Below are 15,386 nucleotides of genomic sequence, written 5' to 3' on the forward strand. Positions count from 1 at the left end.
TTGACGTGCAGGCCCGTCTGACGTTTCTTCCCGGCAAAGGAGCCCTGGATGGAAAACGCGCTGATATTGATCGTGGAAGATGAGCCGGAGATTTCCGATATCCTTGAACGCTATTTCGAGCGCGAGGGATTTCGGGTGCTGACGGCCTCGGATGGCGAGATCGGGCTTTCCCATCACCAGCGGCTGAGGCCGGATCTCGTGGTGCTCGATATCAAGCTGCCGAAGCTTGACGGTCACACCGTGCTTGCCACCATTCGCCAAAGAAGCGATACGCCCGTCATCATGGTCACCGCGCTCGCCGACGACCTCGACAAGCTGCATGGGCTGCGCTCGGGCGCCGACGACTATGTGGTCAAGCCGTTCAACCCTGTCGAGGTGGTCGCCCGGGCGCGGGCGGTTCTAAGGAGGGCGACGGGAAGCGCTGCGAATAAGGTGCTGCGGGTCGGCAGGCTCGCCATAGATCCGGTAGCCCATATGGCGGTGGTGGAGGACGGCGAAAGCCGCATCCCGTTGAACCTGACGCGCACCGAATTCCGCATCCTCGAATACATGGCCGGCTTCCCGAACAGGGCCTTCGAACGCGGCGAAATCGTCGATGCCTGCCTTCCCGAGGGAGATGCGCTCGACCGCACCGTGGACAGCCACATGAGCAAACTTCGCCGCAAGCTGGATGCCGCCGGTGTCGGCGACCTCCTTAATGGCGTCAGGGGAGTGGGTTACCGCCTTGGCGACTTCGGTTAGCAACAGCCTTAACAGGCAAATCATCTGGTCGACGACGATCGTGGCTTTCGTCGCCCTGTCGGTGATGTTTTTCGGATTCCTGATCTACGGCTATGCCTACGAATGGCTATTCAAGGACTCCGCTCCGCCGGATGATTGGGCAGTCAGCGATTTCGTCGTGCTCGGCATCAACGTGGCGATCGGCCAGGCCGTCGGCGCCTATGTTGGATGGCGGCTCGCCAGGCGCCTTGTGAAGCCCCTGACGGCCGTGACGGAGGCTGCGCGTCTCATCGCGGAGGGAGACTTTGCCGGCCGGGCGACCGGCGAAGGCAGTTTTGGCGAAGCCGACCGTCTGATCAACGACTTCAACCGCATGTCGGAGGAGCTGCAAAGAGCGGAAAAGGAACTCCAATATTCAAATTCGGCGATCGCGCACGAACTGCGCACGCCTCTGACGATCCTGCGCGGCCGCATGCAGGGGCTGGCGGATGGGGTGTTCGAACCGAGCCAGGAGGTGTTTCGCGGTTTGATAGGGCATATAGATGCCCTGACGCGCATCGTCGACGACCTAAGGACGCTTTCGCTGATGAATGCCGGGCGCATGGAGCTGCAGCAATCGCGCTTCGACCTCGGAGAGGAAATCGGCGACATCCTCGAATCCGTAATGCCGACGCTTTCCAACCTCAACATCAGGATCGAATCCGACTTGCAGGAGATGCCTGTCATTGCCGACCGGGCGCGTATCCGGCAGGCCGTCCTTGCCCTCATCGACAATGTCGCGCGCTACGCTCCAGGCTCGATGCTACAGGTGACCTCGCAAGCAGTCGACAATCTGTGCGTCATCATGATCTCGGATGACGGTCCGGGCATGACGGCTGCGGAGAGCGAACGGGCCTTCGAACGGTTCTGGAGAGCTGACGATGCCAGAACACGAAGAGGCGGTGGGTCAGGCCTCGGCCTCGCCGTTGTCAAGGCCATAGCCGAGGCACATGGCGGCCACGCGACGATCGACAGCCGCAAGGGCGGCGGCACGACCGTCGTGCTGACGATCCCGGGCTGCTGAAATGGTGTGGTGGGCGGCAAACGATCCGTTGCGGGCATGCAGGGACTGCCTCAGGCGGTGAGAATCCGCCCCAATACCTCCGCTATTTCGCTCCGGCCTCGACGAATTTCACCGACATCTTGTTCAGCGTCTATTCGGCCCGCATTATGAGCGGCATAAAGCTCGACGAGAAGTCGCGCGTAGTCCTCGGATAGGCCCGCGCCGATGAGCGCGGCCTGCCACTGGCTCTCGGGAAGCAGCTGGGCAACGACATCGCGACCGGTCAGTGAACCGATGGCCGTCGCAACGTCGTTCGGCGTATAGCGCCGGGGGCCTTCTGCATGGACGATCCTGAGAGCGGCGTCCTGCTTCTCCAAAAGCAGCTCGGCGGCGAGCAAGCCCACATCGTGGGCGGAGATGGTCGGAAGAGGCTTGGTCAGCGGATCATAGAAGCTCGGTAATCGGCCGCTTTCTGCCGCCAGCTTCGCCAGACGTGCCCAGTTTTCCATGTGCTCGGCCGACCTCAACAGGATAAGTCTTCGGGCCTCCAGCTGACGCAGCCGTGCTTCGAGGGCGTGGAAGATCAAGGTGACGCCGGTGCCAGAGCTATGCTGTGCGCCATAGTCGGAAATGGCGAGAATGGTTCGCGGCCTGGCGGCCATTAGGGCCTCGCCAAGGCAGTCCACCACTCGCTTCATGCTGGAATAGGCCTCGACGGCACGAATATCGACCGGGCAGATGATCTGGACGGCGCTTACCCCTTTGAATGCGGTCGCCAGCGCCTCGCGGTCATGTATATCGGCAATGGCGATCTCGCAGCCGAGATCGGAAAAAGCCTGTGCTTTCGAGCCATCACGCAGAATTGCGCGGACAGCAACGTCGGCCTTGCGCAGTGTGGTGATGGTCGTGCGGCCAACCTTGCCGGTGGCGCCCAGAATTGCGTGCATTGCATCTTCTCCTGTCGATCCTGCTGCAGCCTAGCCCTGTATGCGCATGGGATCGCGCAGGTTCGGACGGTCAATGGCAGGTTTGGACGACAATCGAAGTCATGAATGCATTCGGCTCAGCATGCCGGGGGTGAGGCCGAGGATCCGGCGCATCCAGTACGTCATGTGGCTCTGATGGGCAAACCCCGTCGCCAAAGCGATTTCTGCGAGCGGCATGTCGGTAGACAGGATGAGCAGTTTGGCGCGCTCGATCCGGCGCGTCAGTACATAGTGATGAGCCGGCATGCCGAAAGTGGCGCGAAAGAGTGGCTTCAAATGCGATACGCTGAGACCGACCGTCGCGGCGAGATCGCCAAGGGACAGCGACTGATCTATATGCGCTTCGATGAAATCCCTCAGGTGTCTTTGATGGCGGATTGTCAAAGTTGCGCCTGTCGCGACTGTACTGACCGAAGACTGTTCGCCGCCTTCCATCAGGCGGATCGCCAGCGCCAATCCCAGCGCTTCCGCGTATGTCCTGTCCGACGGAACCGGCGCCTCAATTTCAGCCTTGATCGCCCAGGCGATCGATTCGATCCGAGAATCCCGAAGCTGGAATTTTGGCGACAGGGAGATGGTTTCCGGATTTCCGCCGAGTGCTTCCGCAGCCGATTGAAGGAGTTCCTGCTGGATATTCAGGCGCAGAATGGTGCAGTCCCCGTCGTCCTCCCACCAGCCATCCAGCCCGGCAGGGACGATATCGATATCTCCGTGCGATTGACGACGGTGGTATTGGCGGCCGTCGCATTCGCAAAAAGCATTCACGGCCCGTCCGAAATGAATGCCGAGCCGATGCGTCTGCGACCCCGGCACATGGGTACGGCCGGCCTTGATATGAAGGAAATTCGCCTCCAGGCCCTTTCAGCCGCGATCCTTGCTGGAGAGGAGGGTCGCGGCGGTGCTGCTGAACTGGTCCATGATTGTGTGCTTCCGCCAAATCCCACGTCCGGAATGGAGGACGATCCAGGGAATATAGTTAGGCCGATGCTTTCGGTCGAGCCATCTTCGGATCACGGCTACGCCAATGATCCAATGTTCGGCTCAGGAAGAGCCGATGTCGATGTTCGAGCCTGTCACCGATCTTGCCTTGTGTGCCACAGTCGCGGAATGTAGATCGTCGATTGCTGAATTTCGTAGCGCGTTTCAAAATGGCCTACGAGTAGCAGTCTGACTTCGCGTGGCCCGAACTCGAAGAGCCGCTCGCCGATTCTCGGGTTCTCGTTGAAGTCGCCGGCAAAGCGCGCCTAACGATAAAACTCCGACGGCGGCTTGCCGAAGTGCCGGCGGAACATGGCGGTAAAAGCGCTCTGGCTGGCGTAGCCGCAATCGAAGGCGACGTCGATGATGCGTTCGCCATTCGCCAGTTTGCTCAACGCGGACAGGAGGCGTGCCTGTTCGCGCCATCGCGCGAAGCTCATGCCCGTTTCCCTGGCGAAGAGGCGGTGCACCGTCTTGGCCGTTACATTCAAACGTTCGGCCCATTGCCCCGCGGTCGACGTGTCGGCAGGATGTGCGGTCATCGCCTCGCATATCCGTTTGATACGTTCATCCTCCGGCATGGGAAGGTGAAGGGGCAAGACATCGGAGACACGCACTTCATCTAGGAGCAATTGCATGAGACGGTCGTCTCGACTGCCTTCCCCATAGTCGAGCGGAACTTGGACGGCGGCAACGATCAGCTCGCGCAACAGCGGCGAAACCTCGATGACACAGCTTTCCGCCGGCATATGGCGGATTGCCGTCGCATCGATGAAAACGGTTCGGATCTTGACCTCGCCGGACATCTTCACGTCATGCTCCAGCCCGGCGGCGAGCCACAGCGCCCGGTTCGGCGGCACCACCCATGATCCTTCCGCCGACCGCACGATCATCACCCCCTCGATCGCATGGAGCAACTGGCCGCGCGGATGCGAATGCCAGCCGGTGGAGGCGCCGTCAGGATAGTTGACGTCCATGGCCGCCATGGCGCGATGGGTATTATGAAACTCAAGATGTTTGCGCGTCGGATCGCTTTGCATGTCCCAATCTCTACAATCATGGTCATCATAGAGTGATACGGACCGGCTTCAAGACGATAAGCCAGGGCCTTCGAATTGGTCCATGGTTATCGCACATGAAAAACAACCTCGCATTCCTCTATCCCCTCGTCGCCATCGTCCTCTGGTCCGGAAACGTCATTGTCTCCCGGCTGTCAGCGCACACGATCGGACCGGAGGCAATCACCTTCTATCGGCTGCTTCTCGCCGTCTGCTTGATGAGCACCTTCGTCGCCATCCCCGCCTGGCGAAACCGCTTCGTCATCTGGCCGCATCTCGGGCAATTCGCCATTCTCGGCTTCCTTGCCATGTGCTTCTTCCAGAGCCTGTCCTATCTGGCGGCGGAAACGACCACGGCGACAAACATGGCGGTGTTCACGGCCTTGACGCCACTGCTTACGGTGGCTTTGAGCGCCTTTGTGCTGAAGGATACGCCGACCGTCGGCATGGTCGGCGGCGGAGTACTGTCGCTTGCCGGGCTTATCTATCTGGTGAGTGCCGGCGATCCGACGGCGCTTGCTCGCGATGGCGTGCATCTCGGTGATCCGCTGATGTTCATAGCGGCGCTGAGCTATGCCGTATATGGGGTTCTGCTCAAGCGCTGGAGCCTCCCAGTCGCTGGCTGGCAATCGACCTATATGCAGGCGATCTGCGCTCTGGTCATCATGTTTCCGGCGTTCCTGGCAACGCCTGCGCCCTTACGTTCGCTGAATGCCGAGACCTTGCCGCTGATTGCCTATGCCGGAGGCCTTGCCTCCGTCGTTCTTCCGTTCCTGTGGGTGCGCGGCGTCCACATTCTCGGACCCAATCGTTGCGCGGCTTTCATGAACCTCTTGCCGGTCTTCACCGCGCTCGGCGCCATCGTGATGCTCGGCGAGCCGGTGCACGCCTACCACGTCATCGGCGGCGGCGCCGCTCTGGTGGGTGTCGCCTGCGTCGGGCTTTTCCGCCGGCCGTTGCGTGGCTCATCTCCAATTGCCGCCGAGATCGTCGAGTAACGGTCTAAGGCATGGCAGGTGGACGCGGACTCGTTGGAGGCCGCGTCCACCTGTGTCGGTCGAACGTCACTTCCAGCTCGTATAGTCCGAGGCTGTACAGCCAAAGGGCGCGCGTTGATCACCGAAGCGCTTCTTTAGCTGATCGCAGCCCCAGCGGTTGAGTGGCGCCGGCATCATATTGTTGAGATCCATGGCGGGCGAGGTGAACTGCGAACTGGCACTGGTCACATACCAGACCCAGTAACCGAAAATGCCGGCGACCAAGAGAAGTATGACCAGGAAAACCCTGGCAAGCCGCGCCATGACGGACGGCCCATTCTTCCCTTGAGCCACGAGCTGCGGCGGATGACCGCCAAGTTCCGATGTCAGGGGCGCGAGAATGCCGGTACGTTCCTCCGCCGGCATGTCGATCCGCTCCAGTCGGCTGTCCAAAAGTACTGGGAGAGCCGTATTTCCATGCCAGACGGCGAGCGCCACCGCCTTGCCGTCCTTTGCACCGACGACCAGGGGTTCCTGTCCTGGCTCGAGGTTCGTATGGGCCACGCGCCCGGTTTTTCTGCCGGCGATCTTGTCGGTATAGGTCACCGTCAGCCGCTTGCCTCGCCGCTGGAAGGCTGTGATTTCCACCGGGACCGGCTCGAGCTGAGCAGCCCGGCGCAATTGCCCACGAACACGCCAGACACGCAGGATCTGGAAGATCATGGCGATGCAGGCGCCCCCAAGAAGGGCGACGAACACGGCTAGCGTTATGATCCGGTTCCACAGCATATCCAGCCCGAGGCTGAGGGTCGCCAGATCCGGATGGTCACCGGAGATGACCAGGTCCGTGTCATAGTCACCGACATGGATATCGACGAACATGATCTCCACATCCTTGTCATAGGCCTGGCCATCGTAGACGTAGTTGAGATGCGCCTCGCAGGTTGTGAAGAAGCCCTTCCGGGTCGAGCATTTCCCATCGCGGATATCGCCGTTGGCGAGCTTGACGGGATTTTGGCTGATCGTCCAATCCCTCAATATGCCCGGCACTTCGGAAACAGCCATGAAAACCGTCAGACCGATCAGGATCGGCAGGGAGAAATAGACGGCTTTCGGCATTGAAATAAGGTTCTGGCCAAGCCTCAGGGCTCTCTCTGGAAGTTTGATTGTCGGGAATGTCATTGTCTGCCTGAAACTCCGATTGATTGTGTGGGCATCCGCAAAGCAGGAAGCGAAGCAGAGGCCTCGCAAAATTCCGGAAGTCCCACTTTGCGCCCACAGCTGCGGCGCGAAGAAATAGACACTCTACCCAATGACTCAATACCCGGTTGTAGGCCATTCGACGAATTCATGGTGATGCTAGAGTAAACCCGTCTGTGTGTGACCTTTTTGTACCGCAACCTTGACCGGTACGGACGAGTCCGTCGGGAGCGCATCGCGATCTCTCAGATTCGTTTCTCGCCCTTAAGACTTCTGATCTCGCGCGTGTCGGTGTCACAAAAACGCTGCGCATTTTTGCGCGTCATGATTTAGCTTCCGCATCCATATGGATTTTCCAGACCGAAGAAGGATATCAATATGACCAATGCCGCCTGGCATGCAGAGCCGCTAAGTTGGGGTCACGGACCTCGTATATTCGAGGTTTTCCTGGAACCGACCTGCCCATTCTCGGTCAGGGCCTTCAACAAGCTCGATGCCTTGCTGGAGCAGGCGGGCGAGGACAGGATCACCATCAGGATCCGCCTGCAATCGCAGCCCTGGCATATGTATTCGGGTGTTCTGGTGCGCTGCATCCTCGCCGCGTCGACACTTGGCGGCGGCAGGGAAACCGCAAGGAAGGTGATGGCCGCGATCGGGGCGCACCGCGAGGAGTTTGAATTCGCCCATCACGCGGGCGGGCCGAATATGGATGTGACGCCGAATGAACTGATCGAGCGGCTGGAGCGCTACAGCGGTATCAAGTTGAAGGAGGCTTTCGCCATCCCGGATCTTGATCGGGAGATCAAGTGGCACTGCAAATATGCCCGGCAGAACGGCATTCACGTTTCCCCGACCTTCATGATCGACGGACTGGTGCAGACCGACATGAGCAGCGGCGATGACGTCGAAGCCTGGGTGAAGAGAATCTCCGCCTCGTGAAAGCCAGAGGACAAGGCGCCGATGTTTCCTCCATGGGCCCTCGCTCCAGAGGGCCCTTAGTCTTCGACGTTCGGCAGCAGGATCGTCAAAAGTCCGATCAGCGGCAGGAAGGCGCAAAGCTCGAATACGAACTCGATGCTGGTGTGGTCGGCAAGCACGCCAAGCGCGGCAGCGCCGATGCCGCCCATGCCGAAGGCGAAGCCGAAGAACAGGCCGGACACCATGCCGACACGACCCGGTAGCAATTCCTGCGCGTAGACGACGATCGCGGAAAAGGCCGACGCAATGACCGTGCCGATGATCGCGCTGAGAATGATCGTCGTTTCGAGATTGGCATGGGGCAGAACGACGGTGAAGGGCAGGATGCCGAGGATCGAACCCCATATGACCTTCTTGCGGCCGATGCGGTCGCCCACGGGGCCGCCGACCATCGTGCCGACGGCGACCGCGGCGAAGAACACGAACTGGCAGAGCTGAGCCGTCCGTTCCGTCACGCCGAACCGTGCCATGAGATAGAAATTGTAGTAGCTGGTGAAACTCGCCAGATAGAAATACTTCGAGAAGATCAGCGCGATCAGGACGGCAATGGCAAGACCGACGCGGGTGCGCGACAGGCTCAGCGCCTTATGGGGCTTGCCAGATTTCGCCGGCGCGCGCAGATGGCTGCCATTCAGCTGATACCAGCGGCCGAGGCCAGCGAGAATAAGAATGCCGGCAAAAGCCAGGCTCGCAAGCGCCGCCATTCCATGCTGGCCACGCGGAAGGATGAAGAAGGCTGCGAGCAGCGGCCCGAGTGAGGTGCCGAAATTGCCGCCGACCTGGAACAGGGACTGGGCGAAGCCATGCTTTCCCCCTGATGCCAGGCGGGCGATGCGGGAGGCTTCCGGATGGAAGATCGAGGAGCCGAAACCGAGCAGTATCGCGCCCATGAGTAGCGCTGGGTAATTGGGCGCCATGCCGAGCGTGATCATGCCGGCGCAGCTGCAGATCATGCCGAATGGCAATGAATAGGGCTGGGGCCGTCCATCCGTGTACCAGCCGACGAAGGGTTGCAGGATCGAGGCCGTGATCTGGTAGACGAATGTCAGCACGCCGAGCTGGGCGAAGCTCAGGTCAAAGCCAGTCTTGAGCACCGGATAGCTTGCCGGCAGCAATGCCTGGGTGACGTCGTTGATGAAGTGGCCAAGGCTCGCCACCATAATAACCGGATATATCGTCGTAGCCGCGCGGGGCGGATTCATCACCTGGCTCATGATCGTCACTTTTCAATGTGTCGTCGCGCTGATATTAGAAAACAAAATTGCCCGCTACCGCGACAGGGCGTAATTCTTACGAGACTGGGCCAGAATGGTCAGGAACAGCCGCATAGACCCATTCATCGATGTCGACCGGCCACTCATCGCCCTCGGCAATGAGTATGGCGACGGCCACCGCGTCGAACCGCACCAGCATCGCCGCGCCCAACTGCTCTACGGTTTTTCCGGCGTCGTGGTGGTGACCACGCCTGACGGCACGCTCGTCATGCCGCCGGAGCGCGGGATGTGGATCCCTCCGGGCGTGATCCATAGCGTTCGCATGCTCGGAAAGGTCAGCATGCGCAGTCTCTACATTGAGCCGGAAGCGATCAAGACGATGCCGGATCACTGTCAGGTGGTCGAAATCTCGCCCCTGCTGCGCACGCTCATCGCCGAAGCCGTCGATATTCCGGTCGATTACGACGTCAATGATCGGGCCGGCGCCCTGATGGCATTGCTTCTGCACGAACTGGCAAGGTTGAGGCCGTTGCCCTTATCCCTGCCGATCCCGCGCAACAGGACGCTGGCTCAGAAATGCCAGGATTTCCTCAGGCGGCCGGCAACGCATGATACGATCGATCTATGGGCCAGCCACATGCGCATGAGCCGCCGCGCGTTTACCCGCATGTTTCGCCTGGAGACGGGGCTGAGCTTCGTCAAATGGCGCGAGCAGGCCTGTCTGCATGCCGCGCTTCCGCGGCTTGTCGCCGGCGTGCCGGTGACGACGATCGCGATTGACCTTGGCTATAAGAACCCGGCCGCCTTTACGACCATGTTCAAGCGCGCCTTCGGTTGTTCGCCACGCGAAATGGCGCGCCAGCACGCTGGAAGCGGCTCCGCCGTTGCGAGTCCCCAGCCATGACCATCATGTCGCGTCGAGATAGGGCTTCAATGGCATGTCGTCGTGCCTAGGCACCGTCTGCCGTTCAATCATGTGGTGGATGACGGGCGGGCGGTCGCCGCGATGCAATCTGTCCAGGCGTTCGGCGACCTCGACATCGGCATGCGTCTGGCGCTGGCTGTGGCGAACATAATCGATCCAGGTCGGCAGATGGTAGCTTTCCGTCCAGGTGTTCGGCTTTTCCAGATCGCGCAACAGCGACCATTGCTTTGCCCCGTCGCGGATTCTCATCCGGCGACGCTGGGCCATGACGGCTAGAAATTCCGCCACATCCTCCTGATCGATGTCGTAGTCCACCATGACCAGGATGGGGCCGCTTCTGGAACGCAGGTCGAGCTGCAATTGTGGTTCGCTGAAGGTGTTCGTCGGATCGAGATTAAGCGATTCGAAATCCGGCTGGCGCAGCAGCAGGCCAAGCAGCCCGCCTATTGCCAGGCCGACGCTTGCGATGAAAAGCGCGCCCGTGACGCCGTGGGCGTCGGCCAGTGCACCCCACAGCCAGCTTCCGACCGCCATACCGCCAAAGGTCGCGGTCTGATAGAGCGACAGAGCGCGGCCGACCACCCAGCGTGGCGTGGAAAGCTGAACCGTGACATTGAAGAGCGAGAAGGCCTGCACCCAGGCGACGCCGGCCGGCATGAGAATAAGGCAGCTCAGCCATACCTGATTGCTTAGCGCAAGCAGGAAACAGCTCACCGCCAATGTGAAGAAGGCGCTGCGGATCACCCATTCATTGCTCAGGATATCGCGGATGCGGCCGATCAGCATCGCGCCGCAGATGGCGCCAAAGCCGAAGAAGCCGAGCATGATGCCGTAGGTGATCGCCGTGCCGTGGACATGGTCGCGCGCCACGAGGGGCAGGAGCGCCAGGATGACGATCGCCGTCAAGCCGAAGACGAAACTGCGGCACATGACCTTGAGAAGGTTCGGCGACATCAGCACATAGCGAAAGCCCGCCGACATCGCACTGCCGAACGGCTCGCGTGGCAGCGTATTGCGAGCGGGCGCGGTCTTCCACCGCCACAGGGTGATGATGAGCGCGAAGTAACAGAAGACATTGAAGAGGAACGCGAAGGCCGCACCGGCGGCCGCGACGATGACGCCGCCGATCGCCGGCCCGATACTGCGCATGAGGTTGTAGCTCATGCTGTTCAGCGCGACCGCACCCGGAAGGTGCTCGCGTGGCACGACATCGCCCATCGAGGCCTGCCATGACGGATTGTGGAGCGCGCCGCCGCAGCCGATCAGGAAGGTGAAGCAGAGCAAAAGCCATGGGGTCAATGCATTGCTGTAGGACAGGATCGCCAGCGTCGCCGAGACCGAGAGCATCAGCGTCTGCGCAATCAGCATGATCCGCCTGCGGTCGTAATTGTCAGCCAGCGCTCCGGCCGCAAGCGAGAAGATCATGACGGGCAGGGTGGTGGAGGACTGAACGAGCGCCACCATGCCATGTGATGTCGCGAGGCTGGTCATCAGCCACGCGGCACCGACGCCTTCGACCAATCCGCCGAGATTGGAGACGAGCGTTGCTGACCAGAGAGAGCGGAAAGTCTTCGACTGGAACGCGACGAGCGGAGAGGGTCTATTGGGCATGTCGGCTTTTCTTCGCAGGATTATCTTGCCCGGCGGCGCAGTGAGCTCGCTCAAAGCGTAGGCGCAGCCGAGTCGAGATCGAGCCTATAGTGATTTGCTAATTTCCGAAACGATTTTGGAATAATATTCTCGCCAATAAAGGCGGAATTCAGCAATCGCATGAATGAAGTCTCGGACGGCAAAGCTGCGAAGAACGGTTTTCACTCGAGCAACGTGCCAATTCGATCGGGGTCATTCTATCCGCCTTCCAATCCAATTGGGTAGCTCACCTAAATCTGCGGTAGATGCTAATATTCTAATTGCCGGCCTGAATGCCACCCTCGGGCCGGACAGTGCAGCGTCCGACGACTGCCCCCATCCTTTGTCGTCGGACGCACCCCTCAATATTGGCATCAGCTTTGAACGGCAGGTCGCTTTCCCCGAGAACTTGTCATCCACTCATTAGGTCAGTGCCGTGCAGTCGGGTAAGGGCTAATACTGCCCGTCCGCGGAATCAGCGTCTGCGGTCTTCTCAGGACTTTTGTCTCTGCCAGATTTGGGGCTTCGACCATTTGAGGTTCCGCCGGTATTGCTGTTCTTCCGGTCGACCATGGCGCGGAATTCGGCTTCCGGGACAGGCGGGCTGAAGTAATAACCCTGACTCTCCGAGCAACCGGCCTTGATGACCATGTCGAGTTGGGTCTGCGTCTCGACGCCCTCCGCGGTGGTCAGCATCTTGAGATTACGACCGAGCGTAGCGATGGACTGGACGATGGCAAAGCTGTCGGGCCGGTTTTCCAGATCGCGCACGAAACTGCGATCGATTTTCAATTTATCGAAGGGGAAGCGCTGCAGATAGTTCAGCGAAGAATAGCCGGTGCCGAAATCATCAAGCGCGATGGTCAAGCCGAGCGAACGCAGCCGGTTCAGTACCTCGATGTTCGCCGCATTGTCCCGCAAGAGCACCGACTCGGTGATTTCCAGCTCCAGCCGCCGTGCATCGAATTCCGTGAATTCCAGCACACTCTTGACCATATCGACCAAATCCGTCTGACGGAACTGAACCGGAGAGAGGTTGACCGAAACGCGCACGTCCTCGGGCCAGTTCAGGGCATCCTCGCATGCCCGTTGCAGCACCCATTTGCCGAGCGTATCGATGAAGCCGGTTTCCTCCGCCAGCGGGATGAATTCGGCCGGCGGGATCAGCCCGCGCTCGGGATGGCGCCAGCGCACCAGTGCTTCGCTGGCGACGATCTTGCGGGTCTTGTGCGAAATCTGCGGCTGATAGTGAATCTCGAATTGCCCAAGCTTGATGCCATGACGCATATCCGCCTCCAGATTGCGTCGGTTCTGGAGATCCTCCTCCATCTGCGGGGAGAAGATACGGTAGACTCCCTTACCATCGGCCTTGGCCTGGTATAGCGCCAGGTCGGCGTTCTTCATCAGTTGACCGGTATCACCGCCAGCGCGCGGTGCGACCGCGATGCCGATGCAGGTGCTGACAACGATCTCGTTGCCATCGACACGATAAGGCCGGCTGATGCTGGCAATGAGGCGTTCCGACAGATCGCGGGCGCTGTCGAGGGTGGAGTCCAGGCACCGATGCAGCACGGCGAATTCGTCACCGCCCAATCTCGCCACGATGTCATGTTGTGACGCGGTGTTGCGCAGCCGCCTGGCGACCTTGCGCAGCAACACGTCGCCCACCGGGTGGCCCAGCGTGTCGTTGACTTCCTTGAAGCGGTCGAGATCGAGATAGAGTATGGTGAATAACTGGCCGCCGGCCGCCAATGCGCGCAGTGCGTGGCTGACGCTTTCCCAGAACAGCAGCCGATTGGGCATATCAGTGAGTGCGTCGTGATGGGCCATGTGCACCACACGATCCTGCGCGCGATGACGCTCGCTGACATCCTCGAAAGTGCAGACCCAACCGCCTTCAGCCGTCGGCTCGTGCGATACGGCCAGCACCATGCCATTCGCGAGATGATGGATATGGTCGCTGAGCACCGCGATGTCATTCCGGACACGCGCCTTATCGCCAGCAACGCCGGGCGGCCCGCTGGTGGATAGTCCAGGAGGCAGTAATTCGGGCGCGATGAGGTCAGCCAAGGGGGTGCCGATCTTCGCCCGGACTTCGTCCAGACCGAACAGGGCCAGGAACCGGGGATTGTGCACGATGACGCGATATTGGTCGTCAAGCAGACAGAGACCGAGCGACATGGCTTCCATTGCCGCATCGAACCGTGCATTCTGGATTGCCAGGGTCTGCTCCTTGGCCTGCAGGATCTTCTGCGCCCGGCCCAGAAGACCATTGTGAATGAGCAGCAGCAGAATCAGCAGACAACCGCCGATGAGCATGCCGACGGTCACCCATGTCAGGGCCAGTTGCAGCGCGAGGAGGCCACGCCGGTCTTCGGCAATGCGCGCCGAATACCACATGTTGCTGTCGCTGGAGAGCCGCGCCAGCTTCGGATAGATCGGCTCCAGGATCGCAAGGATCCGCGCCGGTGTGCCAGGCACAGAAAGCTGGCTAAGCAGTGGGCGGGTCTGGTTGAGCGCCTCTTCGAGGTCGTCGAGGGTCTCGCCGATATGAGGGTTGGATTGTACGAACTTCTCGACCCCGTTGGATCGCAGGGTCTTGAGGCGATTGACGACGATATCGAAGCGCAGCCTGACTTCGTGTGCATCGACCTGGCCATCGTTCATGCCCATGGCACTGACGCGCTGTTCGAGCCTGGTGAACTCACTCGGAGCTTGGGCTATCGTCCAGGTGATGTTGCCCAGGCCGACATCTTGCAGGGCGGTCTGGCGCTGGAAAACCAAGGCGGAAATATAGATCGCCGAGGTGATGAAACCCAGGATCACAATGATCAGCGCTGTGCGGAGATAGCGCATGCGGCCCCGGGGCTATTTCACGGAGATTGCCTTGACCTGCCAGACGGCACGACCGTGATAGGGCTGTCCCTGCAGGATGGGGTTGCTGTCGAATGGATACATAACAAAGAACGGGCCCTGATCGTCGATAGGCATATATGCGCCATTGCGCTTGACGGCAAGGATCGTGCCGAACTTGGTAAAATCGCTGGTCGGGATATCGACGCTATAATCATTGAGGGCGATGACGGTGGCCGTCGCACCTTGGGCCTTGGCCTTTTCAAGCAACAGCGCCATTGGCACGCCTTCGAAGTTGACGACACCTTCGTTCCAGGGCGTCGAAGTCTTGATCGACACGAGGCCCATCGCCTCAAGCTGATTGCGATCGAAGGTCACCGAGCCCGAGGAACCGGTAATCGTCACTGACGGCACGTCCTGCGCCAGGGCGGGCGCGACGAACAAAGCAAGGACTGCAAAAATAACTGAGGCGAGAAGACGCATTGAGGGTCCGATGCTTTCGGGGTATGGGCCTTGCCCGTTCTATCTCCAGCCTGCACAACTGGCTGTTAAAGATCGGTTAAGTTCCACAGGGCGATGGAAACAAACTTAACAGCTCAAGATTTAGCGTAGCATTTGTCCGAACTCGCTGATCTATTTTCAGCTCGGTAAGATCCGGGTTACGTGCTACTGATCTGCACTTTTGCTATGAAGTCGACGGATGCCGATATGCATTTTCTCGGCAGCTTCGGCGGCTTTAAGGACGTTGCGATTTCATCTCCCCATCAATCATCCCCAAGACGTGCGGTGACCACACCAAAAAGTGACTGGCGCGACAGCACTTCTC

13 protein-coding genes and 1 pseudogene are annotated in these 15,386 nt (G+C 60.0%); 5 read left to right on the forward strand and 9 right to left on the reverse strand.

The window, feature by feature from the left end:
* Window positions 1–48: 48 nt before the first annotated feature.
* Window positions 49–741, forward strand: a complete 693-nt coding sequence (locus tag GDN47_RS17980) for a response regulator (protein ID WP_113331726.1) — start codon at window positions 49–51, stop codon at window positions 739–741.
* A complete protein-coding gene (locus GDN47_RS17985; RefSeq protein WP_152093939.1) occupies window positions 725–1,783 on the forward strand; it encodes an ATP-binding protein in 1,059 nt (352 codons plus the stop codon). Before GDN47_RS17980 ends, GDN47_RS17985 begins: the two co-directional genes overlap by 17 nt.
* Before the next feature lie 50 nt (window positions 1,784–1,833).
* Here GDN47_RS17985 and GDN47_RS17990 read toward each other — a convergent pair whose 3' ends face one another.
* From GDN47_RS17990 to GDN47_RS18005, 4 genes and pseudogenes are all read right to left on the reverse strand, one after another.
* Entirely contained in the window at window positions 1,834–2,709 is an 876-nt protein-coding gene (locus GDN47_RS17990) for an NmrA family NAD(P)-binding protein (RefSeq protein WP_113353406.1), read from the reverse strand.
* Window positions 2,710–2,808: 99 nt separating this feature from the next.
* Window positions 2,809–3,513 (reverse strand): AraC family transcriptional regulator, encoded by a 705-nt coding sequence (locus GDN47_RS17995; RefSeq protein WP_371865521.1) that lies wholly within the window; start codon window positions 3,511–3,513, stop codon window positions 2,809–2,811.
* 308 nt (window positions 3,514–3,821) lie between these two features.
* Window positions 3,822–4,074, reverse strand: a pseudogene (locus tag GDN47_RS32350) (type II toxin-antitoxin system RelE/ParE family toxin).
* A complete protein-coding gene (locus GDN47_RS18005) occupies window positions 3,993–4,766 on the reverse strand; it encodes an AraC family transcriptional regulator (protein ID WP_113388779.1) in 774 nt (257 codons plus the stop codon). Before GDN47_RS18005 ends, GDN47_RS32350 begins: the two are co-directional and overlap by 82 nt.
* Window positions 4,767–4,861: 95 nt before the next feature.
* On the opposite strand from GDN47_RS18005, the gene GDN47_RS18010 reads away from it, so the two are divergent.
* Window positions 4,862–5,782, forward strand: a complete 921-nt coding sequence (locus GDN47_RS18010) for a DMT family transporter (protein ID WP_152093940.1) — start codon at window positions 4,862–4,864, stop codon at window positions 5,780–5,782.
* A 66-nt stretch (window positions 5,783–5,848) separates the two neighbouring features.
* Here the strand turns inward: GDN47_RS18010 and GDN47_RS18015 are convergent, their stop codons facing one another.
* Window positions 5,849–6,943: a hypothetical protein gene (locus GDN47_RS18015; RefSeq protein ID WP_152093941.1), complete on the reverse strand. Its 1,095-nt coding sequence runs from the start codon at window positions 6,941–6,943 to the stop codon at window positions 5,849–5,851.
* Between the two features lie 396 nt (window positions 6,944–7,339).
* Here GDN47_RS18015 and GDN47_RS18020 point away from each other — a divergent pair, with 396 nt between their 5' ends.
* Window positions 7,340–7,900, forward strand: coding sequence for a DsbA family protein (locus GDN47_RS18020; RefSeq protein ID WP_113353401.1), 561 nt, complete (start codon window positions 7,340–7,342; stop codon window positions 7,898–7,900).
* A gap of 56 nt (window positions 7,901–7,956) precedes the next feature.
* On the opposite strand, the gene GDN47_RS18025 is transcribed toward GDN47_RS18020, so the two are convergent.
* Complete coding sequence (locus GDN47_RS18025; protein WP_113353400.1) at window positions 7,957–9,153, reverse strand: MFS transporter; 1,197 nt, start codon at window positions 9,151–9,153, stop codon at window positions 7,957–7,959.
* A 94-nt stretch (window positions 9,154–9,247) separates the two neighbouring features.
* Between GDN47_RS18025 and GDN47_RS18030 the strand changes: the two genes are divergently transcribed.
* Entirely contained in the window at window positions 9,248–10,057 is an 810-nt protein-coding gene (locus tag GDN47_RS18030) for an AraC family transcriptional regulator (protein ID WP_112721621.1), read from the forward strand.
* Window positions 10,058–10,060: 3 nt separating this feature from the next.
* On the opposite strand, the gene GDN47_RS18035 is transcribed toward GDN47_RS18030, so the two are convergent.
* The 3 genes from GDN47_RS18035 to GDN47_RS18045 form a co-directional block, all read right to left on the reverse strand.
* Window positions 10,061–11,689: an MFS transporter gene (locus tag GDN47_RS18035; protein ID WP_152093942.1), complete on the reverse strand. Its 1,629-nt coding sequence runs from the start codon at window positions 11,687–11,689 to the stop codon at window positions 10,061–10,063.
* Window positions 11,690–12,160: 471 nt separating this feature from the next.
* Window positions 12,161–14,563 (reverse strand): putative bifunctional diguanylate cyclase/phosphodiesterase, encoded by a 2,403-nt coding sequence (locus GDN47_RS18040; RefSeq protein ID WP_113420683.1) that lies wholly within the window; start codon window positions 14,561–14,563, stop codon window positions 12,161–12,163.
* Window positions 14,564–14,575: 12 nt separating this feature from the next.
* Window positions 14,576–15,043: a putative pterin-binding protein gene (locus tag GDN47_RS18045; protein ID WP_113353397.1), complete on the reverse strand. Its 468-nt coding sequence runs from the start codon at window positions 15,041–15,043 to the stop codon at window positions 14,576–14,578.
* Window positions 15,044–15,386: the final 343 nt, after the last annotated feature.

The sequence above is a fragment of the Martinezella dioscoreae genome (genome assembly GCF_009176305.1).
Lineage (GTDB): Bacteria > Pseudomonadota > Alphaproteobacteria > Rhizobiales > Rhizobiaceae > Rhizobium > Rhizobium dioscoreae.